This is a genomic window from Stutzerimonas sp. C6.4V, assembly GCF_058536345.1.
Window position 1 is genome coordinate 1,355,545 of the sequence record NZ_JBZUBM010000001.1, and the last position, 22,226, is coordinate 1,377,770.

The window sequence follows — 22,226 nt, forward strand, 5'->3', positions numbered from 1 at the left end:
CGATCAAATCGCCTGGCTGGTCGCCACGTCGAGCATGGTCCGCACCTTGCCGAGCAGATCACCGATCTGGAAAGGCTTGATCACCATATCCATCCCTGCGACGAGAAAATGATCGCGACGCACCGCGTTTTCGGCGTAGCCGGTCATGAACAGGACTGGCAAGGTAGGGCGGTGAATACGTGCCGTATCGGCCAGCTCACGACCCGAAAGCTGTGGCAGGCCGACATCCGTCAATAGCAGGTCAACGCTGGGATCTTCCCGCAGTACCGCCAGCGCGGTGGTGACGTCGCCTGCTTCGCTGCATCGGTAACCTGCTTCACCCAGCATTTCAGCGACCAGCATGCGAACCGCCGGCATGTCTTCGACGATCAGGATGTGTTCCCCGCCGCCCATGGGCATGTCATTGGCAACCGTTGCCGCGATGCCGGTCGCGATGGCCGCTGGCAAAACGAGCGAAACCTCGGTGCCCTGTCCGACGACGCTGCTGAGCCTCGCCCCGCCACCCGACTGCCGAGCGAAGCCGTAGATGGATGACAGGCCAAGGCCGGTACCCTGGCCAAGCGGCTTCGTGGTGAAAAACGGATCGAACACCTTGTCGACTATTTCAGGCGCAATGCCGGTGCCATCGTCTTTTACCGTGAGCACCATATAGTCGCCATCGGCCAGGTCGGCATCGCCCCGGGACTGCAGTTCAGCAGTGCGTATGGTGATGGTGCCGCCGCTGGGCAGCGCGTCCCGCGCATTGATCACCAGGTTGAGAATGGCGCTTTCAAGCTGGTTGGCATCCACCTGGGCCACGGCACTGTGGTCGCATAATTCCAGATTCAACGAAATATGTTCGCCAATGGTTCGCTGCAGCAACTCTTCAAGGGAGCGAATCTGCTCGTTGAGGTCGGCCGGTCGCGCATCCAGCGGCTGTTGGCGAGCAAACGCCAGGAGACGGTTGGTCATCGAGGCGGCGCTGCGGGCGGAATTGAGTGCTGTGTCGGCAAAACGCAGGACGGCCTCGGTACGACCTTCGTGCACCCGCTTCTTGAGCAGTTCGATGCCGGTAATGATGCCCGTCAGCAAGTTGTTGAAGTCATGCGCGATGCCGCCGGTCAGCTTGCCGAGAGCGTCCATTTTCTGCGCCTGCATCAGCTGGGCTTCGGCACGGACACGTTCGGCCACTTCCCGAGCCAGTTCATTGTTGACGTTGTCGAGTTGCTGCCGTTGCGAGCGCTCGCGCTGGCGCTGTTCGGTGATGTCTTCAATGACAACCAGGCCGAGCTCGGCGGCCCGATAGGGTGACACCTGCCATTTGGTCTCACGTCGATTGCCGCCTACCTGCATGATCAGCATGTCGTGCCAGCGAGCCCCACTTGCGATGCTGTCGTGCAGCGATTGCAGTTTGGCGTGCTGCCCCTCGGCAAGGCTCGCGCTCAGGGCTGTGGGCTCCGGCTGGTCACCCAGCAGCAGGGACAGGGCACGGTTGCTTTCATGGATACGCAGCTCGGGATCGATGACTGCTATTGGCGCGGCGACCTGGGAGAAGATGTCGCGGAAACGCGCTTCGCTTTCGCGCAGCGCATGCTCGGTATCGCGGACCCGCAACAACGTGCGCAGGGTGGCCAGCAGCACGTCCGGGTCCACTGGATGGATCAGGTAGGCGTCGGCGCCCGCATCCAGGCCGGTGATGATGTCGCCGGTCTGGATCGACGCGGCGGAGACGTGAATGACAGGGAGCAGCCGGGTCCGGTCGTCGGTACGCAGCTGCCGGACGATATCGAAGCCGCTCATGTCGGGCAGGTTGACGTCGAGAATCAGGGCGTCTATCTCTTCGCCCGCAATCAGTCCCAGCCCTTCGGTGCCAGTCCCGGCTTCGAGCACTGCATAACCGTGCCGCTCCAGCACCCGGCGGATCGCGTAACGCGTTGCGGCGTTGTCATCGACGATCAGCAGCCTGCTATTGGTTTCCATCAACCGGCTCCGTGGAAATCGCGACAGGAATGATCACAAAGAACGTCGACCCGACACCTGGAGTACTGTCGACGCCCACGCGCCCACCTAGCAACTCGGCGAAGCGTTTGCACAACGATAGCCCCAGACCGGTGCCACGCAAACGTTTCTGCAGGGGCGTGTCGATCTGGACGAAGTCCTCAAAGAGGTTGCCGTGCATGTCTTGCGGTATGCCGATGCCGGTATCGCTCACCGCGAAGCGCACTTCTTGCTCGCCTTCGGGACGCACGGAAATGCGCACCTCTCCGCTCTGGGTGAACTTGAGCGCGTTGGAGATGAAGTTTCGCAGGATCTGCGCCAGCTTCTTGTCGTCGGTGTAGAGCCGCGGCATGTCCTGCGGTTCTTCGAAGATCAGGTCGACCGCACTGGCATCCACGATAGGGCGAAACATCCCACGCAGGGCGGCGAACAGATCCAGCATGTCGAACCAGGCTGGCGAAATGGTGATTCGCCCGGCTTCGATCTTGGCCAGGTCGAGGAGGTCATCGACCATGTCGCTGAGTTCGGTGGCCGCGCCGCTGATAAACAGGACCTGCTTGTGCTGTTCAGCGCTCAGCGGACCGTCCAGTTCGTCACTCAGCAGGCGGGTGATACTGCGAATCGAGCCCAGGGGCGTCCGAAACTCATGGCTCATATAAGACAGGAAGCGGCTCTTCAGGTCCGAGGCCTGTCGCAGCTGTTCGGCCTGGGTGTCGAGTTCGGCGTACAGCGCCAACACACCCTGATTGGTTTCCTCGAGTTCGGCGCGTAGCGACTCGTTCTCGCGGCGCAGTCGTTCGGTTACATCTAGGTTCGAATCAGTCACGGACTGCCTCCAATGCAATCACCAGAACAGTCACATCGTCCCGGCCTCGACAGAAATCGCGGTGCAACAGGGCCGCAATTATCGCCGGATGTCGATGGATCAGGCCAGGGTAGTCGCGCAGGTTCCAGCGCGATTGAAGACCGTCGCTGTACATGATCAGCAGCTGGCTTTCCTCGATTGGATAATCGAACACCTGGGCCTTGCGATACTGGGACCCGACTATTCCCGGATGCGAGGCCAGCCCGCGGCTCTTGTCAGCAGTGATCAGGCAGGCACCGATGTTGCCTACGCCTGCAAAACGAAGATTGCCGAGGCCGGGGTCGTACAGGGCAATTGCGGCGGCGCCGCCCCGGGTCCCGTTCATTGCCTGATGCATGTCCTGCATGCTGCTGGCAGGTTCGGCAAAGGGCGCGGTGGCAAAGACTGCCGCGCCGGCCAGCCCGGCGCGTTCGGCTTCTTCCCCGTGACCGATACCGTCGATCACCAGTGCGCTGATCTGCGATCCTTCGACAGCCAGGTGCCAGACGTCGCCACAAGCTGGATCGTCTTTCAGCGAATGCTGACTGACACCAAAGCGAAGCGGGAAGGGCAAGACGTGGCGTGGAAACAACTGGGCAAGGATCACCGAACCTCGGCTGTCGGAATAAAGGTCAAAGACCTGCGCCTGACGGGTTAGCGCGCCGAGACCGGTGCCCTGGGTGCCGCCGGTTGAAAAACCGTCGGCCAGGCAGCGGGTGGCATCGAACCCCGGTCCACGATCCACAGCGATCAGCTCTAGACCACTGCCGCTTTGAGCAGGTATCTGACGCACGTGAAGGGCGCCATGCAGCGCATGCTTGAGCAGGTTGGTGGCCAGCTCGGTGGCCACAATCGCGACGCGGCCTGCGTCGACCTCGTTGAATCCCAGCTGGTTGGCCAGTGCTTGCGCCACGCGCCGGGCATGGCCGACCTGGCTGTCGTCCTCGATTGGCAGGACAGTGGTAAGTGCGCCGTGAAGGTTCATGACCATTTGGTGATGCTGATCCGTGTACCGATACCGGGCGCGCTTTCCAGTTCGAATTCATCCACCAGTCGCCTGGCGCCTGTGAGCCCCAGGCCCAGACCACCTCCGGATGTCCAGCCGTCGGTCAGTGCCAGCTTGATGTCGGCGATGCCTGGGCCTTCGTCCCGGAAGGTCAGGCAAAGACCGGTGCGTGTGCCCTCGTCGACGATGCTCCAGTCCATATCGCCGCCTCCGCCGTAGACGACAGTGTTGCGAGCCAGCTCGCTCACCGCGGTGACCAGTTTGGTCTGATCGATCAGGCGCATGCCGCAATCCTGCGCCAGTTTGCGGACCGCCTGCCGCGCCATGACCACGTCCTGCTCGATGCGCACCGCAATACTGCCGCTTGCGCGCACGGTCATTTATCAGCCATCCGCTTGTGCAGCAATTGCATGCCTCGCTCGACGTTCAGCGCCGTGCTGACTCCCTGAAGAGTCAGGCCGAGTTCGACAAGAGTGATCGCAACGGCCGGCTGCATGCCAACTACGACGGTTTCCGCGTCCATGATGCTGGACAGACCGGAGATGGAGCTGATCATCCGGCCGATGAACGAATCGACCATGTCCAGCGCAGAGATATCGATCAGTACGGCACGAGCCGAGGTAGCGCTGATGCGCTCGGCCAGGTCGTCCTGCAGTGTCATAGCCAGCTGATCGTGCATATCGACCTGAATGGTGACGAGCAGAAACTCGCCCATTCGCAAAATCGGGATACGTTCCATTTAGACGGCCTTGGTGACAGTCAGCCCGGAGCGACGCAGCGCGAGCGCCAGCGCATCGGCGAGGGAAGCCTTGGTAACTATGCCTTGCAGATCGAGCCCGAGGTGCACGATGGTTTGAGCGATCTGGGGACGAACGCCGCTGATGATGCAGTCTGCACCCATCAGGCGAATGGCCGTAACGGTCTTGAGCAGATGCTGTGCAACCAGCGTGTCGACCGTAGGAACGCCGGTGATGTCGATGATGGCAATTTCCGAACCCGTGTCGACGATGCGCTGCAGCAGGGATTCCATGACGACCTGGGTGCGCTGCGAGTCGAGCGTGCCGATCATCGGCAGCGCGAGCACGCCGTCCCAGAGCTTGACGACAGGCGTCGAGAGCTCCAGCAGCTCTTCCTGCTGACGCTTGATCACGGCTTCCCGGGATTTCTGATAGGTACGGACGGTATGCAGTCCAAGCTGATCGACCAGTTCGGACAAGGCCCAGAGCTGGTCGGCAAGTGCGCCTGGCTCGTCGGCGAATTCCGCTTGCAGTAGCGGCATCAGTGGGCGCTTGACGGAGAAGACAAAGCCGGCAGTCTGCTGCGAGTCGAAACCCAGCAGCACCCGGCTGTGGGTCAGTTTTTCCAGGAAGGCCCGCATCTCATCCCAGCCGGATGCCCTGAGGTCGGTAGAGTCGGTGCTGGCAGCGCCTGCGATCAACAGACGCAGGAACTCGGCGCTCTGCTGGCGAAACTCGTCCGGCCTGACGCTGCGGTACTGGCCGCTGGCTTCCAGCTCGCTGACCCAATTGTCGAGCAATTCCTGCTCTCTGCTGGCGATGATGGAGAAAGTGCGTTGTTGCAGTGTGGCCATGGTGCGGGTCCTTGTTGGCAGGGGCAGCGTAGTCGGGTTTGACGCAAATCGCTTGTAGGTGTTCCAGCGGCGCGGAAGTATTCAGGGTGAAGCAAAAGGTAGAGGGGCGAGGCAACGCCTCCATAGCGAACCAGAGGGCGGCTTTGCGAAGGGCATAGATATCCGGGCGGTCATGCCACCGGTTACTGATGGCTCTATTCGCTCCGGTCGCCCTGGCGTATGGCAAGCTCGCCATCTCCGACCCGCAGAGCGGTAGCATTTCGCCTTATGTTGCAACGCGGGTCAAGCGCCGTCTCCCCGCGCCGGCGTGCCGCTAGCATTCGGGGTCTTCAGCGAGGCATTTGCCCAACTGGGCGGGGTAGGCTGAATGGATCGTCGCAAACCGCTGCTCCAGCCACGACAGGACGCCTGGCCGATACCCGCTACACCGGTCCAAAGCAGGATCAGCAGGAGGCGGCTGTACGATCGATAAGGCGCCAGGCATGCGCAGCCCGACGCACCGATTTTCCCCAAGGTCGATCTGCGGGTGCGTGCGGTTGTCAACCGGCTCAGGCCGCCCTGGGCTAGTAGCAGTCAGAACCAGCGGTCGTTGCGCTTGCGGCCCCGGGTCATGGCGGGAAGGATCAGCCCTACAAGCAGCCCGGCGCCGGCGATGCTGCCGCCGTACACCATGTAGCGCATCAGCACCTGATTGTTTTCGTCACCCAGGCGTGCCTGGGCGTCTCGCAGGTCCGACTCGGTGGCAGTGAGGGCTTCGTCCAGTGCCTTGCGACGTGCTTCCAGCTCATCGATCAAGGCCTTGCGTGAGTCCAGGGTTTCCTGCATGCCCTGAACGCGGGCCTCCCAGCTTTCATTGATGGTCCTGAGTTCTTCGCTGAGTTCGGCAACCTGCTGTTCGAGCTGTGGCAGGCGTTCGGCCTGGCCGGGAACCTCCTGCAGGTCGCTGCTGCGAATCCAGACCCGATCGCCGTTCTCGCCGCGCACCTGGCTGTAGTCGCCCTGGGTATCGAGCAGCTCGACCTTCTGTCCGGAGGTCAGGCTGCCAACGATCCGATAGCCATCGGTGGGGCCGCTGCGTACGTAGGTGTTCAAGGTGTCGCTGACCCAGCGGTCATTGGTGGCCTGCTGGGCCTGGGCCGGCACGACAAAGGCCAGCAGCGTGCCGAACAGACCGGCGCGAAAGGCGCTTCGCTGGGAGGCAGACCAGGAGATGCGGGATAGCAGAGCGAGAAGATGACGGGATAAGGGCATGGTGTTCTTCGCGTTGACTGAAGATGAAGGCCCTGGTGAACAGGCCGAAACATAAGCGGATCCGGTGCTGGCGCCGCTGCTGCTTCGTCGCGTCGTGCAGCAGGCTTGCCGGATGTGCTGATTGTGAGCGGGAGGATCAGTGCTCCCCGGAGGAGCCATGGCCCCTGCAGTACTGCAGACAGGACTGACAGCGTAAATCGTCGTGGGTTCATTCAAGGTTCATGGGTTTGTGCTGGCCAAGAGCTGCCGAGGTTGGCGTTTCGCTGACACGCCTCGTTCCGGAGGCACCACAATGGCGTTCCAGGCGCGAAAGTTCGGCTACAACATTTCGATCAGGTGCGCTCGAATCAGCACCTGCTCCTGCCGAAAACGGGTCTCCAGCGAGGCGCGGTAGCGCTGCCACCAGTCGCGATCGATATCAGGAGCCATTACCTCGTAGATGATCAGCTCGTCGCGTACGGCGTGGCTGTTTTCTTCCTTCCACAGCCCGCTCACAGGCGCGCGGGTGTGGACCGTCAGTCCACCAAACTGCGCCATGAGTTCGTCGCGGACCTCGGTAAACAGCGTTTTGGGCAGGGGCTGTTGCTGGTTGTCATACAGCGGAAGCAGCAAATGGATCAGATGCATGCGGGTTGCTCCAGATACCGGGGGCGTCGTCATGGATGGGACCACAGGGACGGACCACCTGCGCAATAAAGCGGATCGATAGTTGGCGGCCACGGTCGACTCAGGACAGCCAGGTGAGCCGCTGGAGAAGCCAGCCATGGACATGAACGATGAAGGCGAAGTAGCAAGGATTCCTGACGCCCCTTGGCATCTGCAAGGCGCAGCGTGCCTGTCGCTGTGGCGGCTTCCTCGCGGCGAACTCGGGATGCTCGCACCGCATCCGGACCTGCCCTTGCTGACTCTCGGTGAAAGCGTCGTTGTGATCACCATATGGGCGCAATATTCCGGCGGTACGCTGCGCTATGACGAGCTGGCGGCTGCGGTACTGGTGCGCGGCAGAGGATTGTGGCTACCGGCAGGATCGGTAACCGCCATTTGGGTCGACGATGCCGTCTCGGCCGAAGGCGGGCGTCGGCTCTGGCATATTCCGAAGGCGCTGGCGGAGTTCGACCGGTTTGCGGTCGATAAAGAATTTGCCGGCAAGATGAGGATCGATGGTCGTCAGGTGGCGGCCTTGCGCTTTCAACCCGGCCGGTCGATACCGGGACGGCCTGGCGTGAGCGGCTTTGTCATTCAGCCCGGGCGCGGCGGGCCGTTGCGTACCCGATGCAGGGTCCAGGGCTCGCTATGCATAGGTACGGCGGAGTGGGTGTTTGATTCGACCGGTCCACTGGCTGTCCTCCATGGCCGGAAGCCTCTGCTGAGTCTGGGAGTCCATGAGATGGAGGCCTCCTTCGGAGTCTAGAATCCGTCGGAGCCATCAGCGCGCCTGAGCCAGCGCGTCAGGCCGCCGGGCACTGGTGTGGGTAGCGCAAAACGGGTCTTTACGCCGCGCTCAGCCAGCACCTGTTCGGCAGCGAGCGCGCCGGCGCGCGTGGCGCTTTCCATGCAGAAAGGCAGTCCGGTATCGACCCAGTCACCGGCGACGAACAACCCCTGTTCCTGACATACCCGAGGTCGGCTGGCTTCGATGCCCGGTATGGCACAGGGAACCGACATGGGAATGTGATGCACGACGGCATCCACCAGGCGAGCCTGTCGAGCACAGGGCGCAAAGTCAGCGATTTCACTGAGCGTCGCCTCGATGATCGCCTGATCGGATAGCTCGGCTGCCCGATGGCTCCAGATGATGTTGGTAGCGATCATCGAGCCAAGGCCAGCCCCGTCATCCCGTATGTTCGACAGGTCATAGAAGTCGGTGTTGAAGCACTCCGCAGACCAGGGACGGGCCCAGAAACGGGCATCGGTCAGCTTGCGGTCGAACCACAGGTAGCAGCTGACGTAGGGGCTGGGCTCGAAGAGGGCGGCGGTCGTGGTCAACGCATGATTGCGCGGCAGCACCGAGTCGATGGCGGTGGGCTGGACGGCAAGCACCACGGCAGAGGCATCGATCCTCGAACCGTCGGTGAGCGTCACGCCGGCTACATGCTCACCGCGCCGATGCAGGCCGTTGGCTGCCTGATTGAAGCGGATCTCGCCGCCGTTGCGCTCAAGCAAGCGAATCGCAGGCCAGGCATACAGCTCGCTGAGCCCGACCTTGGGGAAGCCAAAGGCCAGATCGTTGTGCCCAAGACCCTGCGCCAGCAAGCGCATCAGCGAGGCCGCAGAACAGTGTTCGACCGGCAGATTGAGGATGGCCATGGATGCCGAGGCCCAGAACCAGTCGACGAAGCCAGGGCTGACGCCGTTGCTCAACAGGTGGTCGCGGCCGTTGCGGTCATCGAGCGCCATCAGCTCCTGTGGCGAACTGCGCATGGTCTGCCATCCCAACCGAACGTTACTCAGCAGGTGGCGCAGCGGCACATTGCGCAGTACCTGCGGCAGGTTGCGGGCATAGTGCAGCGGTGCGGGCAGGCCGCCGACCCTGAATCTCAGGCGTTTGCCTCTGTCGAGTACCGTCAGCAGCTCCTCGGTCTGCCAGCAGACCTGATCGGCGGTGCCCAGGCGCTCGAGCAGCGCCAGCATGTTCGGATACTTGTTTAGCAACACATGCGGGCCGATATCCACTTCGATGCCGGTACCCGGGTCGACCCAGCTTCGAGCCCGACCGCCCGGGACGTCGCTGCTTTCCAGCACCAAAACGCGCAAGCCTGCATCGGCCAGGCGGGTGGCGCACGAAAGTCCGGCGATGCCCGCGCCGACGACGATTACGTCAGCTTGGCTGGTTGAGGGGGCGGGTGTCAGGGTCAAGGGTCGTGCCTCGCCGAAGGGAATCGATGCGGACATCGAGACTGATCCTGATCTGGCAGCTCAAACAGCCGGGACGTTCCGATGAGGAGCCGAACGGCACTTTGCGAGCATTTACATGCGAGCTTCCTTTGCAGGCGGGTCGGGTGATAGGCGGAGCCGAATTCACCGGCCCAGCGGGACTCCAAGTCAGACAAGAACTCATTGGAGGTAGTCAGAGATGGAAACGTCAAACCCGTCTATCAGCGCGTTGCAGAAGGCGCAGGACATCACGTCACGCTGGGCCGATGGCGAGCTGGGCGCAGAAGAAGCGCAGCATTCGCTCAAGTCCGTTTTCGATCGGTGGCAGCCTGGCGATCCAGCCACCGAGGCTGAGCAGATCGCAGAGCAATCACTGACCGCTGCGCGTATTGCCTTTCAGGATTGGCAACAGCGCGGCGAAAACTGCGATGAGCTGGTCACCCAGCTGCGCTGGATTCTCGACCCCTCGAAAGACGGCATCAGCGATCCGGCACTCAACGTCTACGCGCCGCAACGTCCGGAATAATCCAGACCGCTTAGCGAAGCAGCAACATGACCACCGCCACGGCCAGCGCCAGCGACACGCCTTTCCAGAACAGCACCGGGTTGCGTTCCATCAGCGGAGGTCGGGCCTTGTTCAGAAAGGCCTGGCTGGGCTGGCGCAATTCGAAGATGAATTCAGACAGTTCCTCGTAGCGCTTGCTTGGATCGGGATGCAACGCCTTGCGCAGCACATCGTCGATCCATGCCGGCACCTCACGGTCATGTTCACGGATCGATTTATAGATCAGCTTGTTTTGCGCCGCCCGGGTGCGACAGCGGGCGACCTTGGTACCGTAGGGCAGGGCGCCGGTGAGCATCTGGTAGGTAATCACCGCCAGTGAAAACATATCCGAGCGGGTACTGCCGCCTTCGCCGAGGAAATACTCTGGCGCAGTGTACTGGGCGGTGCCGAGCAGATCGTTGCGTTCGATAGGCGACGCGATTTCCATGATGCCGGCGACGTGGGTCGAGCCGAAGTCGATGATCTTAACCGTGCCGGTGGCGTCGATCATGATGTTCGCCGGGCGCAGATCCTGATGGAGCATCTCCAGTCGGTGGAACGCGCGCACGCCCTTGGCAATCTGCTCGATGATGCCGCGAACGGTTTCCAGATCCGGCCGGGGGTGGTCGATCATCCACTGCGTCAGTGTCTGGCCTTCGATGTATTCGCTGACGTTGTACAAATAGTTGCGCTTGCGGGGTTGCGGACATGGTTTGGCCACATGGGGGCTGTTGATCCGTCGTGCTACCCATTCCTCGGTAAGAAAACGCTCCAGATGATGCATGTCCCCCCGCCGGTCAACCGACGGCGCCTTGATGATCACGGGCTTCTGGCTGTCATTGTCTGTGGCGAGATAAACATGGTTGCGGCTGCTTGCGTGTAGTTGGCGAACGATGGTGTAGCCATCGAATACCGCACGGGCTTCCAGGACGGGCGGGAAGGGCAGGTCAGTCAGATGCTGATGCAGCTCGTCCGCTGCCTGAAGGGGCAATGCTTCAATACGCAGGATTTGCACTGTCAGGTTGTCGTCGCTGCCCTGGTCCAGCGCCTGTTCGATGATGGCGCGGGCAGCGGCGTCAAGATCGTCCGGATGGTTCGCGATGGCGCCAAGCATCGACGCCGCGCTGATGTACTCGTAGACACCATCAGTGGCGAGGATGAAGGTATCGCCGACTACGATCGGCTCGACGTGGTAGTCAAGTTCCAACTGCGGGTGGATGCCCAGCGCCCGGCTCAGGTAACTCTGATCTTGTGAAATCCAGATCCGGTGGTCATTGGTCAGCTGTTCCAGTGCAGTGCCCTGAACGCGATAGATGCGTGAGTCGCCCGCATGGAAGAGATGCGCGGTCGTCGACTTGATGATCATGGCGCTGAAGGTGCAGACGTAGCCGCGATCCGGGTCATAGCGATAGGGACTTTGCTGCCCTTGCGCATGCAGCCAGGAATTGGTTGCCATCAGCACACGTTGTGCGGACGTTTTGACCGACCAGGCATCGGACGTGCAGTAGTAGTCGGCGAAGAAACCGGTGACTGCCGACTCGCTGGCGATGTGGCTGACGGCGCTGCTGCTGATACCGTCGGCCAGTGCAATGGCAATGCCCTTGCTGCTCAGTTGTGGCTCTTCGGGAATGTATACGCCGTGGAAATCCTGGTTGGTTTCCTTCGGACCCTTGTCGGTGTGTTGGCCCACCGAGACCGCTAGTTGGCTATTCATGGCATGCGAAGCCCGATCGAGCCGGGCTATTCCAGTCATGGATCAGCGCACCAGCGCACGCTTCGCGCCCGTCCTGACGTGGGTGGTGTAGAGCGTCAGGCCGGTGAAGGCCAGGCCGCCCACCAGGTTGCCCAGCGCGGTGGGGATCTCGTTCCAGATCATGTAATCCATGACCGAGAAACTGCCGCCCATGATCATGGCCGAGGGGAACAGAAACATGTTCACCACCGAATGCTCGAAGCCCATGAAGAAGAACAGCATGATCGGCATCCACATGGCGATCACCTTGCCGCTGACCGAGGTGGAGATCATGGCGCCGACGACGCCCATCGAGACCATCCAGTTGCACAGCATGCCGCGCAGGAAGATGGTCAGCCAGCCGGCAAGGCCATACTCGGCGTAACCCAGCGTCCGCGCTTCGCCGACGTGGGAGATTTTTTCGCCGACCGGACCCGGATCGGTGGAAAAGCCCATGGTGAACATGAAGGCCATCATGAATGCGACCAGCAGCGCGCCGCCGAAGTTGCCAAGGAACACCAGCCCCCAGTTGCGCAGAACGCCGTTTACGGTCACGCCCGGCCGCTTGTCCAGCAGTGCCAAGGGCGCCAGGACGAAGACGCCAGTGAGCAGATCGAAGCCCATCAGGTAGAGCATGATGAAACCGACCGGGAACAGCATCGCCCCCACCAGTGGCGAGCCGGTCTGCACCGTGACGGTCACGGCGAACACGGCGGCCAGCGCCAGGATCGCACCGGCCATGAAGGCCCGGATCAGGGTGTCACGTGTGGACATGAAAACCTTGGACTCACCCGAGTCGACCATCTTGGTGACGAATTCAGAAGGAACGAGGTAGGACATTTTCGATCTCAATGTGTGTTGGCTGATGGCCGATGATCGCGGCCTTATTGATCCGAGTTAGCGCTTCTGACGCTGTGGCCGAATGAATTCGGCCTTCATGCCCCGCCCACTGAAGCGATTTCCACCGCATCGCCATTGAAGCGTACTGGCCAGACTTGCAATTGCTGTTCCGGATATTCCAGACAACTGCCATCGGCCAGGCGGAAGTGCTGCTTGTACAGCGGCGAGGCGATCACCAGGTCGCCCTTGAGTTGCCCCAGGATGCCGCGACCGATGACGTTGGCGCCCGATTTCGGGTCCTTGTTCTCGATGGCGAATATCTGCTCCCCCACCTCGGTGTCAGGCAGATGAAACAGCGCAATCTGCTGGCCTTCGAACCAGGCGACCACGCCTGAATTGGCGACCAGGTCTAGGCGGCTGCATAGGGCCCGCCAGCTGACAGACTCATCTGATTGCTTGCGTACGGCGTTGGGCTGGCTCATCAGAGCACCTCCTCGGTGACGGGAATCAGGTGGAGTTCGGACGCGCGCACCGGACGGCGCTGGCCACGCTCCTTGACGAAGTGGATGTCCGGGTCGCCGCGCCTGTCGTTGACGAAGGTGCGGAAGCGCTTGAGCTTTTCAGGGTCGTTGATGGCGTTGGCCCATTCGCATTCGTAGCGGTCGACCACCAGCTGCATCTGCGCCTCGAGCTCGGCGGCGAGGTTCAGGCTGTCGTCGATGATGACTTCCTTGAGGTAGTCGAGGCCGCCTTCCAGCGATTCGCGCCACACCGAGGTGCGCTGCAGCTTGTCTGCGGTGCGGATGTAGAACATCAGGAAGCGGTCGATGTAGCGCACCAGGGTGTCGTCATCGAGATCGGTCGCGAACAGCTCGGCGTGACGTGGGCGCATGCCGCCGTTGCCGGCCACATAGAGGTTCCAGCCGTTCTCGGTGGCGATTACGCCGATGTCCTTGCTCTGCGCTTCGGCACATTCACGGGTGCAGCCGGAGACGCCGAACTTGATCTTGTGCGGCGAGCGCAGGCCCTTGTAGCGATCCTCCAGGCGCAGCGCCATGCCGACGCTGTCCTGCACGCCATAGCGGCACCAGGTGCTGCCGACGCAGGATTTCACCGTACGCAGGGATTTGCCGTAGGCGTGGCCGGTCTCGAAGCCCGCCTCGATCAGCTCGCCCCAGATGTCCGGCAGCTCGTGCAGCTGGGCGCCGAACAGGTCGATGCGCTGGCCACCGGTGATCTTGGTGTAAAGGTCGTATTTCTTGGCGACGAGACCCAGGGCGATCAGCTTGTCCGGGGTGATTTCACCGCCGGCGATGCGTGGCACCACGGAGTAGGTGCCGTTCTTCTGCATGTTCGCCATGAAGGTGTCGTTGGTGTCCTGCAGCGGGATCAGTCCCGGATCGGTGATCGGCTGGTTCCAGCAGGAGGCGAGGATCGAGCCCACCGCTGGCTTGCAGATGTCGCAGCCGGTGTGGCCGCGACCGTGCTTGGCGAGCAGTTCCTGGAAGCTGATTATGCCTTCGACGCGGACGATGCCGTACAGCTCCTGGCGGGTGTGGGCGAAGTGCTCGCATAGGCTCTTGTCGACTTCCACGCCGCGCGCGGCCAGCTCGTGTTCGAAGACCTGCTTGAGCAGGGCCGAGCAGCCGCCGCATCCGGTACCGGCCTTGGTCGCCGCTTTCAACTCGCCGAGGTCGGTGAGGCCAGCATCGACCTGGCAGCACACCGCGCCCTTGGTGACGTTGTGGCAGGAGCAGATGGTCGCGGTATCCGGCAACGCATCGGCGCCTAGCGTGGGTGCGCCATCGGACAGCGGCAGGATCAGGCTGGACGGATCGGCCGGCAGCTTGATGCCGTTCTGCGCGTACTGCAGCAAGGTGTCGTAGTAGCTGTTGTCGCCAATCAGCACCGCGCCGATGACGCGCTTGCCATCGTCGGAGAGCACCAGGCGACGGTAGCTGGCGTTGGCTTCGTCGATGAAGCGATAGCTTTTGGCGCCGGGCGTGGTGGCGTGGGCGTCGCCGATGGAGCCGACGTCGACCCCGAGCAACTTGAGTTTGGTGGACATGTCGGCGCCGCTGAACGGCTGGTGCGGCTGGCCGCAGAGCAGGGCGGCCAGGTTGCGGGCCATGGTGTAACCGGGGGCGACCAGGCCGAAGATCATGCCGTTCCAGGACGCGCACTCGCCAATGGCGAAGATCGAGGGGTCGCTGGTGCGGTAGTCGGCGTCGATCACGATGCCGCCGCGCGGCGCGATCTCCAGTTCGGCGCTGCGGCCCAGCGCATCCTGCGGGCGGATACCGGCAGAGAAGACGATCAGATCGGTTTCCAGATGGTCGCCGTCGTTGAAGTTCATCCGGTAGGCGTATTCCTCGCCGATGACTATCTCTTGGGTAGCACGCGACAGATGTACGCCGACGCCCAGCGCCTCGATGCGGGCCTTGAGCGCCTTGCCGCCTTCCTCGTCCAGCTGCACCGGCATCAGGCGTGGGGCGAACTCCACCACATGGGCTTCGAGGCCGAGCGATTTGAGCGCATTGGCCGCTTCCAGGCCGAGCAGGCCGCCACCGACCACCACGCCGCGCTTGGCGTTGCCCGCGGCGGCGCGGATGGCGTCGAGGTCATCCAGCGTGCGGTAGACCAGGCGCGAATTGCCTTCGGCACCCGGGATCGGCGGTACGAAAGGGTAGGAACCGGTAGCCAGAATCAGCTTGTCGTACGGCTGGCGGCCTTCGCGGGTGACCACTTCCTTGCGTTCACGGTCGATTTCCAACACCTGGATGCCAAGGTGCATATGCACGCCGTGGGCGGCGTAATAGTCGGCATCGCACATGGCCAGTGAGTCGGCATCGCGGCCGCCGAAGTATTCGGACAGGTGCACGCGGTCATAGGCGCGCTGACGCTCTTCGCCATACACATGGATCTGGCACTGGCCCAGCGCGCCGCGCTCGATCAGCTGCTCGACGCAGTGATGCCCCACCATCCCGTTGCCGATGACGACCAGCGTTTCGCTCTTGATCGGGGTGACGATTGCGTTCATGACCGGTTCCTCCGTCGAAGCCGATTGCGGCGTCGTCGTACAAAAACAAAAAAGGCGCCTGGAGCTGTCGTGCAGCTCCAGGCGCCTTTGCCTGGTATTAGGATGTGTGGGGTGCTGGCGAGCGACGTTGCCCGGTGCACCCGTCCCGTGCCACTCGTGGCTGATGGTCTTCGTTGACCGCGGGAGACGCTGCCGAATCGGTCGGCAGGCTTTGCATAGGCCATAGCAGGTTGCGTGCCAGCGAGATACGAGATGCGGATTGGACGGTTCGATGCCCCGCGGTTGATGGGGTGGCAGCGGGCTGACGCTCGCTCTGCAGACCGGTCGGCCTCGTTGGGTGAAGTACAGGCCACCCAAGAGGCTGAACCACAAGGGTGCGGTGTTGGCGGCCGGCTCCCTTTTTTGGGGCGATTCGCCAAGCGTTGCGATCAGGGAGCAGAACCTTGCGTCCTGGGACCGGTCAGTACACGACCTTCCGGTCGCGGCATCGTTATCTTTGCGGCTGGCCTCATCCCCTGACGAAACTGGAGATCACTTGAACAAGGTCGTCGAACAACCTCTTTTGCTGGGCATGATGCGCCTGATGCAATACCCCGAACTGGCGCAGCCGCAGGCGCTGCTGGGCTTCATCGAGCGCTGTGTGGATCGCGGCCTGAGCGGTTTCGATCACGCCGATATCTATGGTGCTGGTGAGTGCGAGGCGCATTTTGGCGCCGCGTTGCAACTGCGCCCGGCGTTGCGCCAGCATGTCCAGCTGATCGGCAAGGCCGACATCGTGCCCGCTGCGCAGGACAGCTCGCGCTGGCAGGTCAAGCACTACAACACTCAGGCGGCGTACCTCACCGAGGCGGTGGAGGGCTCGTTGAAACGGCTCGGGGTGGAGCGCCTGGACGGCTTTCTCCTGCACCGCCCCGATCCCTTGCTGCGGGTCGATGAAGTCGCGCGGGCCCTGGACGATCTGGTCGGCAGCGGCAAGATCGGCTGGCTCGGGGTCTCCAATGCGGAGTTGCTACACTGCCAGACCTTGGCGCGGGAGCTGCCGCTGCGTTGCAATCAGATCGAGCTTTCACTGCAGGCGCAGGACGCCGCGTGGGATGGTCGGCTCCACGCCATGGAGAGCGAAGGGCTGCATGTACTGGCGTGGTCGCCGATGGGCGGCGGACGTTTCGGCCCCGAGTTGCAGCGCGCACTTGACGACGTCGGCGCTGCGTTGAATGCCACAGCCAATCAGGTCGCCCTGGCTTGGCTGCGCAAGCTGCCCGGCAAACCGGTGCCGATCCTCGGTAGCCTGCGCTGGGAGCGAATCGAGGAAGCGCTATTGGGTGCCGAGCTGCAGCTTGATACTCAGACCTGGTTCTATCTCGCTCAGGCGGCGCGAGGACATGAGGCCGCATGACGCGCTTTGTGGCCTAGCCTTACGGTGCTTTTCGCCGAATGGTGCCGGCGGAATGACGCTTATTCAGCTATAGCCATATTCCTGACACAGTGACTTTCTAAGGTGGTTCTCCGGTGCCAGAGTGCCGCGCATGTCGCACGGCGCAGGCTCCAGACGGATGGAGACACCCAACATGCGAATCCCGAAGCCGCTGGTCGTGGCCCTTGCCGCTGCGATCTCCGCCCCTGCCATGGCCGCTACCAACACTCTGGTGGGCTGGGCGATGATGCCCTCCGATACGTTCTCCGACGGCCCAACGTCGGGTCAGATGGCCAACGCGAACCCCTACGGCACCTTCGCGCCACCCTATGAAAACCGCCAGCCGGTACAGGGCTTTTCCGCCGTGCTGCCGGGCGCAGATGAAAACAGCTTCATATTCATGACCGACAACGGCTTCGGTGGGCAAACGAACTCTGCCGATACGCTGTTGCGACTCTACAGCGTGCGGCCGGACTTCCGCACCGCCAGCGGCGGCAGCGGCAAGGTCATCGCCAGCGACTATCTCAGCGGCGCGCCGCTGGCTCGCTTCACTCATCCGTCGCGCCTGACGCTCAACGACATCAATCAAAAGCTGGAACTGCCGATCCAGGCCGACTACCGCTTCTATTACAACGACGGCTCCAAGCCGCGCGTAGACAGTGCCATCGATTTCGGTCGCCTGCTGACGGGCGCCGACCTGGACATCGAGTCGGTGCGCCGCGACAAGAACTGCGCCATGTGGTTTGGTGATGAGTTCGGTCCGTACCTGGTGAAGACCGATGCCTCCGGCACCGTCACCCGTAGCGCCATCTCGCTACCGGGCGTTTACGCGCCGCAGCACGCGGACGTAGTGGCTGGGCGCGCAACCGCCAATCTGGGTGGGTCAGGTGGCTTCGAAGGCATGGCGATCAACCCGCGCGGCGATCGGCTGTACGCGCTGCTGGAAAAGTCCGTCAACGGCGATCCAGCCGGCACACTGCGGATCAACGAGTTCGACATCGATCAGGAACGCTATACCGGCAAGGTGTTCTTCTATCGCCTGCAGGCGCCGGAGCACGCCATCGGTGACATGACCGCCATCGACGAGACACGCTTTCTGGTCATCGAGCGCAATGGCGCTACCGCTACCAATGGCACCCCGTTCAAGAAGATCTACCTGATCGACATCCGGGGTGTCGCCAGTGGCGGTGCCGTGCAGAAAACCGAAGTGGTCGACCTCATGCAGCTGGCCGACCCCGACGACCTGAACGGCGACGGCCAGCGGTCGTTCACCTTTCCCTACGTGACCATCGAAAGCGTGTTGCCGCTGGATGCGCGCACCTTGCTGGTGACCAACGACAACAACTTTCCATATGGAGGAGGGCGTGGCCTCAACGCGGACGTCACCGAATTTCTGAAGATTCGCCTGGCCAACCCGATCCCCGGCGTGCGGCCGCCGCATTTGCAACAGGCGAGGGATGCGCGCCGCTGCGAAATGTCGGCTGGGCTGGGTCAAGGCTGAGCTTGCCCGACATCGCTTGATGTCTGAGTGTGGATCGCGAGCGAGCTCGCTGCCACGAAAACATTCGGTTTCGCTGGTGCAGCTGTAGGCGCGAGGGGAACGTCGAGTCCTTGCTCGCGAAATTGAGGCGGCGGCTGCCTGCTGAAAGTTGGGCGCCGCCGACCCCTGCTTCGGCGGTTGAGCGGGGCGGGCGTCGTTGCGCTTCAATCCACCAGACGAGCCGTGCTTTCAGGTGTCGATGGCTTGAAAGACGTTAGACCTCGCCAACCTGCACGACCAGTTTCCCGAAATTCTTGCCTTCGAGCAGGCCGATAAACGCCTCGGGCGCATTTTCCAGACCCTGGACGACCTGCTCGCGGTATTTGATCTTGCCCTCGGCATACCACGCGCTCATGTCCCGGGCGAACTCGTCATAGCGATGGCCATAGTCGTTGAAGATGATGAAGCCCTGCATGCGCATGCGCTTCTTCAGGATGGTATCGAGTAGCAATGGCAAGCGGTCCGGACCGTCTGGCAGGTCGGTGCTGTTGTACTGCGCGACGACGCCACAGACCGGCACCCTTGCGCTGGTGTTGAGGAGTGGCAGCACGGCATCGAACACCTTGCCGCCGACGTTCTCGAAATACACATCGATCCCGTCTGGGCAGTTCTCCGCCAATTGCTGTGCAAAACCTTCGGCGCGATGATCGATACAGGCGTCAAAGCCAAGCGTTTCGACAGCGTGCTTGCATTTTTCAGCCCCACCGGCAATGCCTACGACCCGGCAGCCCTTCAGTTTGCCTATCTGGCCCACCGTAGCGCCGACCGGGCCGGTGGCTGCGGCCACTACAAGCGTTTCGCCGGCCTTGGGTTGGCCGATATCGAGCAAACCCATGTAGGCGGTGAAGCCGGGCATGCCCAGCACACCGAGGGCATGGGAAGGGTGCTGCATGTTGGGATCGAGCTTGATCAGCCCTTGTCCACTGGACAAGGCATAGTCCTGCCAACCATTGGCACTGAGCACCCAGTCGCCGTCCCGGTAGTCAGGATGACGCGACTCGACGACCCGGCAAACCGTACCGCCCACCATCACATCGCCCACTTCCAAGGGCGGCGCGTAGGACGGCCCGGCACTCATGCGGCCGCGCATGTAGGGATCGATCGAGAGATAGACGGTGCGCAGCAACAGCTGTCCGTCTTCGGGGCTCGGCACCGGCCCGGTTTCCAGCCGAAAGTTGTCTGGAGTGGGCGCTCCGTTCGGACGCGAGGCCAGGTGAATGCTGCGGTTTTGTTGTTTCATGCGGTTACTCACAGATGTGATCGATGCAGATGTTTGTGGGAGCGCGCCGACCACGGAGCGTTCAACTTCCTAGCCGAGGACCACTAAAGCCACGGGCATAGCGCTTTGGAAACAGGACCACCCCCAATGAAGGGGGCGGCAAGGTCGCGTCTTATCCGGACCGCAACGTTACATATCGAGCCAGCCCTTTTCGCCTGCGTCGTCGCGGAAGCTGTTGTACTCGTCTTCGTTCCAATCGCCGCTGTTGTCGCGGTCATAACTGTTATAGACACCCTGACCGTATTCCTCGTCAGACAGCGAGCCGTCCTTGTCGGTATCCCAGGTTGTAAACAGGCCGTTGTTATCGAAACCTGTGTCCCACTCGTTGTACTCCAGAGTGCCGGACTTGTTGGCGTCCCAGGTCCTGTAATCCATGTCTGCCGCGTAGGACATGCTCGAGCCGCCTGCAAGCACCATGGTCACGGCAATGCCGCCCACAGCGTTGTGCCATTTCATGTTCATGCTGCTTCTCCTCTGCAAGTGTCTGGATAGTCATCACCAGAGGATGGCGCTGACCTTGTTTTCGTAAACAGCCTGCATGTGGAGTTCCCGAACAGTCGATATGGCGATCGCTGGAATCCCGGTGGCCCTGATTAGGCGAACCCCTGTCTACTATTGGCCAATGAGGTTGATCGTATTGTTGATGGGCATGTCTTCGACCGACTGCGCCTGTGCGAGCAGCTGCGAAATCATGGAAAGCACCGCGCCAGACTGACCTCCCTCTGGTCCGCTGGGGATCCAGTAAGGCTCACCAGCGAATTCGATGCTGACGACCGCATCGCTCGCCGGGCCGGTTTGCACTCGGATAATCGGCTTCGGCCCCAACGGTGTCCTGACGGTGAGCAACGACCCTCGATCATTCTGCACGCGGACATATTCACCAAGGTAGTCAAACACTTCAGCCAGCGATCTCGTGCGCAGTTCCACCTTGCCGATGCCCTTGGCTTCAAAGTACACACGTCCGCCGCCGACGCTGCCGAAGAAATCAGCGTCGCCAAGCTGAAACTCCTTTCGACTCTCCAGCTTGCAGCGGGCGCGCTTGAAGAGTTTTTCCGAGGGGCGAACGAAACAGAACCGTGCGCTCTCTACTGATTCGGTCAGCTGGTAGCGGTTGCGGCCGCGGGTGCTGATGGCTAGGTTTTCCTTGCGCGCGGCAATGAGCTGGTCAATGGAAGGGGCTTGCTTGAGGTCGAGTTCCGGCCCGTAAGGGCTGACGAGCGAGGCCGTCTCCATCGTGATTCCCTGGTCGACGAGGCGGTTTATCAGCTGCTGGAATCGATTGAAGTCGGCAGTCTTCGAGGGGTTGTTGTAATAACGCTCCATCTCCCCAGAACGCTCGATATGCGCGCTTTCCAGGAATAGGGAAAGGATCAGCTCGGGCGCATAGTCCTGCCGCAGCATTAACGCCAGTGACGTTGTGCTGATCGGGGCGACATATCCGCGATAGAACTCCTGGTTGTCCTGGGTTGAAACGTCGAAACCCGGTCCTTGCTCGACGGACATATGCGGATTGAAGCTGAAGTCCGACGGCGCCTCGCCGCCGAACGGTAGAGTCAGATTGGCTCCGGCGAAGAACCGACTACGACCTCGAATGGTGGTCACGGTCGTGAAGTGCGCAGGTAGCGAGGCACTTCGGCGCACAATGTTGAGCAGCAAGGCTTCGTCCTGTAGCTGGCTGTAGTCCTGATTGATGCTTGCCATAGCCGAATCGAGGCGTTCGGTTCCGGCGCAGCCTGCCAGTAGGCCGAACAGGATGCTGCCCACTAGTCGTCCTGCTCTAATCGAGCTGCTCATTCAATCAACTTTCCACATTTGGTTCGCGTCTTGTAACGGCGAGCAAGCAGCCGGACACGCCGACCGCAATCGGGTCGATGGCCGGCCTCCTGAGCTGCCAGCGACATAAGCTGACATTCGACGCGATTGACTTTCCCTTTTGGTTGCCCTGTTACGGCGGTCCGGCGCTATTCGATTTCCCCTGGGGTTGCAGAAGCGTGAGGTGGGTCCTCGGTGACTGTTTCCTGTTCAGTGCGGTGCATGTTGCGGTTGGGTACCGTGTCGCTCTCAGGCATTCCTTTCACCACACGACCGTCCTCGGTAACTATCTGGCCCCGTTCATTTCGGTGGGTTTCCAGCTTTTCCATTGGCGTCGGGTTGCCCATGGGGCTGGGACGTGCGCCGGTGTCTTCCCGTGGGGTCCCTGCCGGCCACTGAGCAAGGGCAGGTTGGGCACTGGCGGCGAGCACTGTGGCAATGGTCAGTGACGCTAGAAAGGATTTGTTCATGACGATCTCCTG

General features: G+C 61.9%; 21 protein-coding genes. 4 read left to right on the top strand and 17 right to left on the bottom strand.

Features of this window, described 5'->3' with window-relative positions:
- Positions 1-3: 3 nt before the first annotated feature.
- The 8 genes from AC4LFW_RS06490 to AC4LFW_RS06525 form a co-directional block, all read right to left on the bottom strand.
- Positions 4-1,959: a response regulator gene (locus AC4LFW_RS06490; RefSeq protein ID WP_491818372.1), complete on the bottom strand. Its 1,956-nt coding sequence runs from the start codon at positions 1,957-1,959 to the stop codon at positions 4-6.
- On the bottom strand, positions 1,946-2,803 hold the full coding sequence (locus tag AC4LFW_RS06495; protein ID WP_491818373.1) for a sensor histidine kinase: 858 nt from the start codon (positions 2,801-2,803) through the stop codon (positions 1,946-1,948). The genes AC4LFW_RS06490 and AC4LFW_RS06495 overlap by 14 nt, the downstream gene beginning before the upstream one ends.
- The gene (locus AC4LFW_RS06500) at positions 2,796-3,806 is read right to left on the bottom strand and encodes an ATP-binding protein (RefSeq protein ID WP_491818374.1); all 1,011 of its coding nucleotides are present in this window, start codon (positions 3,804-3,806) and stop codon (positions 2,796-2,798) included. The genes AC4LFW_RS06495 and AC4LFW_RS06500 overlap by 8 nt, the downstream gene beginning before the upstream one ends.
- Complete coding sequence (locus AC4LFW_RS06505; RefSeq protein ID WP_491818375.1) at positions 3,803-4,207, bottom strand: anti-sigma regulatory factor; 405 nt, start codon at positions 4,205-4,207, stop codon at positions 3,803-3,805. The genes AC4LFW_RS06500 and AC4LFW_RS06505 overlap by 4 nt, the downstream gene beginning before the upstream one ends.
- Complete coding sequence (locus AC4LFW_RS06510; protein WP_491818376.1) at positions 4,204-4,566, bottom strand: STAS domain-containing protein; 363 nt, start codon at positions 4,564-4,566, stop codon at positions 4,204-4,206. The genes AC4LFW_RS06505 and AC4LFW_RS06510 overlap by 4 nt, the downstream gene beginning before the upstream one ends.
- A complete protein-coding gene (locus AC4LFW_RS06515; RefSeq protein WP_491818377.1) occupies positions 4,567-5,418 on the bottom strand; it encodes an STAS domain-containing protein in 852 nt (283 codons plus the stop codon).
- 573 nt (positions 5,419-5,991) lie between these two features.
- Positions 5,992-6,669, bottom strand: a complete 678-nt coding sequence (locus tag AC4LFW_RS06520) for a TIGR04211 family SH3 domain-containing protein (protein ID WP_491818378.1) — start codon at positions 6,667-6,669, stop codon at positions 5,992-5,994.
- A 318-nt stretch (positions 6,670-6,987) separates the two neighbouring features.
- Positions 6,988-7,296 carry a hypothetical protein gene (locus tag AC4LFW_RS06525; protein ID WP_491818379.1) on the bottom strand — a complete coding sequence of 103 codons (309 nt, stop codon included), beginning with the start codon at positions 7,294-7,296 and terminating at the stop codon, positions 6,988-6,990.
- A 136-nt stretch (positions 7,297-7,432) separates the two neighbouring features.
- Here AC4LFW_RS06525 and AC4LFW_RS06530 point away from each other — a divergent pair, with 136 nt between their 5' ends.
- Positions 7,433-8,080 (top strand): acetoacetate decarboxylase family protein, encoded by a 648-nt coding sequence (locus AC4LFW_RS06530; RefSeq protein WP_491818380.1) that lies wholly within the window; start codon positions 7,433-7,435, stop codon positions 8,078-8,080.
- Here AC4LFW_RS06530 and AC4LFW_RS06535 read toward each other — a convergent pair.
- Positions 8,077-9,561 (bottom strand): hydroxysqualene dehydroxylase, encoded by a 1,485-nt coding sequence (locus tag AC4LFW_RS06535; protein ID WP_491818381.1) that lies wholly within the window; start codon positions 9,559-9,561, stop codon positions 8,077-8,079. The genes AC4LFW_RS06530 and AC4LFW_RS06535 overlap by 4 nt on opposite strands.
- 181 nt (positions 9,562-9,742) lie before the next feature.
- On the opposite strand from AC4LFW_RS06535, the gene AC4LFW_RS06540 reads away from it, so the two are divergent.
- Entirely contained in the window at positions 9,743-10,069 is a 327-nt protein-coding gene (locus AC4LFW_RS06540; RefSeq protein WP_491818382.1) for a hypothetical protein, read from the top strand.
- 10 nt (positions 10,070-10,079) lie between these two features.
- On the opposite strand, the gene AC4LFW_RS06545 is transcribed toward AC4LFW_RS06540, so the two are convergent.
- The 4 genes from AC4LFW_RS06545 to nirB all read right to left on the bottom strand — a co-directional run bounded on the left by AC4LFW_RS06545 (position 10,080) and on the right by nirB (position 15,699).
- Positions 10,080-11,801, bottom strand: a complete 1,722-nt coding sequence (locus tag AC4LFW_RS06545; RefSeq protein ID WP_491818383.1) for a bifunctional protein-serine/threonine kinase/phosphatase — start codon at positions 11,799-11,801, stop codon at positions 10,080-10,082.
- Between the two features lie 42 nt (positions 11,802-11,843).
- The gene (locus tag AC4LFW_RS06550; RefSeq protein WP_491818384.1) at positions 11,844-12,659 is read right to left on the bottom strand and encodes a formate/nitrite transporter family protein; all 816 of its coding nucleotides are present in this window, start codon (positions 12,657-12,659) and stop codon (positions 11,844-11,846) included.
- 95 nt (positions 12,660-12,754) lie between these two features.
- The gene (gene nirD / locus AC4LFW_RS06555) at positions 12,755-13,141 is read right to left on the bottom strand and encodes a nitrite reductase small subunit NirD (protein ID WP_491818385.1); all 387 of its coding nucleotides are present in this window, start codon (positions 13,139-13,141) and stop codon (positions 12,755-12,757) included.
- Positions 13,141-15,699, bottom strand: coding sequence for a nitrite reductase large subunit NirB (gene nirB, locus AC4LFW_RS06560; protein WP_491818386.1), 2,559 nt, complete (start codon positions 15,697-15,699; stop codon positions 13,141-13,143). The genes nirD and nirB overlap by 1 nt, the downstream gene beginning before the upstream one ends.
- A gap of 571 nt (positions 15,700-16,270) precedes the next feature.
- On the opposite strand from nirB, the gene AC4LFW_RS06565 reads away from it, so the two are divergent.
- Both AC4LFW_RS06565 and AC4LFW_RS06570 read left to right on the top strand, forming a co-directional pair.
- Positions 16,271-17,095: an aldo/keto reductase gene (locus AC4LFW_RS06565; RefSeq protein ID WP_491820150.1), complete on the top strand. Its 825-nt coding sequence runs from the start codon at positions 16,271-16,273 to the stop codon at positions 17,093-17,095.
- Between the two features lie 172 nt (positions 17,096-17,267).
- Positions 17,268-18,614, top strand: a complete 1,347-nt coding sequence (locus AC4LFW_RS06570; RefSeq protein ID WP_491818387.1) for an esterase-like activity of phytase family protein — start codon at positions 17,268-17,270, stop codon at positions 18,612-18,614.
- 253 nt (positions 18,615-18,867) lie between these two features.
- On the opposite strand, the gene curA is transcribed toward AC4LFW_RS06570, so the two are convergent.
- The 4 genes from curA to AC4LFW_RS06590 form a co-directional block, all read right to left on the bottom strand.
- Entirely contained in the window at positions 18,868-19,893 is a 1,026-nt protein-coding gene (gene curA, locus AC4LFW_RS06575; RefSeq protein ID WP_491818388.1) for an NADPH-dependent curcumin/dihydrocurcumin reductase, read from the bottom strand.
- A 168-nt stretch (positions 19,894-20,061) separates the two neighbouring features.
- The gene (locus tag AC4LFW_RS06580) at positions 20,062-20,394 is read right to left on the bottom strand and encodes a hypothetical protein (RefSeq protein WP_491818389.1); all 333 of its coding nucleotides are present in this window, start codon (positions 20,392-20,394) and stop codon (positions 20,062-20,064) included.
- 150 nt (positions 20,395-20,544) lie between these two features.
- Positions 20,545-21,696, bottom strand: coding sequence for a hypothetical protein (locus tag AC4LFW_RS06585; RefSeq protein ID WP_491818390.1), 1,152 nt, complete (start codon positions 21,694-21,696; stop codon positions 20,545-20,547).
- Between the two features lie 197 nt (positions 21,697-21,893).
- Positions 21,894-22,214, bottom strand: coding sequence for a hypothetical protein (locus AC4LFW_RS06590; protein WP_491818391.1), 321 nt, complete (start codon positions 22,212-22,214; stop codon positions 21,894-21,896).
- Positions 22,215-22,226 lie beyond the last annotated feature (12 nt).